This window comes from Streptomyces sp. NPDC047453, from assembly GCF_040643155.1.
Lineage (GTDB): Bacteria > Actinomycetota > Actinomycetes > Streptomycetales > Streptomycetaceae > Streptomyces.
Map to the genome: position 1 here is coordinate 1 of NZ_JBEYTS010000190.1, position 1,184 is coordinate 1,184.

The window sequence follows — 1,184 nt, forward strand, 5'->3', positions numbered from 1 at the left end:
GCGGCGGCGGATGTCGTTGAGCCTGGTGACGAGGGGGGCGATGGTGCGGCCCTCGCGTGCGGCGGCTGCCCAGTCGCGGGGTTTGAGCTGGTACTTCTCCGAGTCGAGGTATTCCTCGCTGCCGGGTTTGAGTGGGGTGTTCTCGCACAGTTCGTAGCCGCTGTAGATGCCCCAGGAGGGGGCGAGGGTGGCGGCCAGGACGGCGCGGACCTCGAAGGCGGGGCGGCCGCCGTGCTGGAGGTAGGCGTGCAGGATGTCGGGGGTGTTGGCGAAGAGGTTGGGCCGCATCCAGGCCGCCGCCTCGCCGGACAGCTCGGTGAGGTACTCGGTGAGTTCCTGTTTGGTGTTGCGCCAGGTGAAGTAGGTGTAGGACTGCTGGAAGCCGGTCTGGGCCAGGGTGTGCATCATCGCGGGCCGGGTGAACGCCTCGGCCAGGAAGATCACGTCGGGGTCGGTGGCGTTGACGGCGGCGATCACGCGTTCCCAGAACACCACGGGTTTGGTGTGCGGGTTGTCGACGCGGAAGATCCGCACTCCGTGGTCCATCCAGTGCCGCAGTACGCGCAGGGTCTCGGCGATCAGGCCGTCCATGTCGGCGTCGAAGGCGATGGGGTAGATGTCCTGGTACTTCTTGGGCGGGTTCTCGGCGTAGGCGATGGTGCCGTCGGGGCGGTGGTGGAACCACTCGGGGTGCTTGTGCACCCAGGGGTGGTCCGGGGAGCACTGGAGGGCGAAGTCCAGTGCGACCTCCAGGCCCAGTTCGCCGGCGCGGGCCACGAAGTGGTCGAAGTCGTCGATCGTGCCCAGGGCGGGGTGGACGGTGTCGTGGCCGCCCTCGGGGGAGCCGATGGCCCAGGGCACGCCGACGTCGTCGGGGCCGGCGTCCAGGGAGTTGTTGCGGCCCTTGCGGAAGGTGGTGCCGATGGGGTGGACGGGGGGCAGGTAGACGACGTCGAAGCCCATCGCGGCGATCGCGGGCAGGCGGCGGGCGGCGGTGCGGAAGGTGCCGTGCGGCTGCTCGGGGGTGCCCTCGGAACGGGGGAAGAACTCGTACCAGGACCCGTACAGCGCGCGTTCCCGCTCGACGAGCAGGTCGAGCGGTTCGGAGGCGGTGACCAGCTCCCGCAGCGGATGCCGGGCCAGGACCGCGTCCACCTCCGGCGTCAACGCCGCCGCCAGCCGGG

General features: G+C 70.2%; 1 pseudogene. It reads right to left on the bottom strand.

Annotated elements, in window-relative coordinates:
• Positions 1-1,184, bottom strand: a pseudogene (locus tag ABZ818_RS42875) (alpha-1,4-glucan--maltose-1-phosphate maltosyltransferase); the annotation flags it as partial.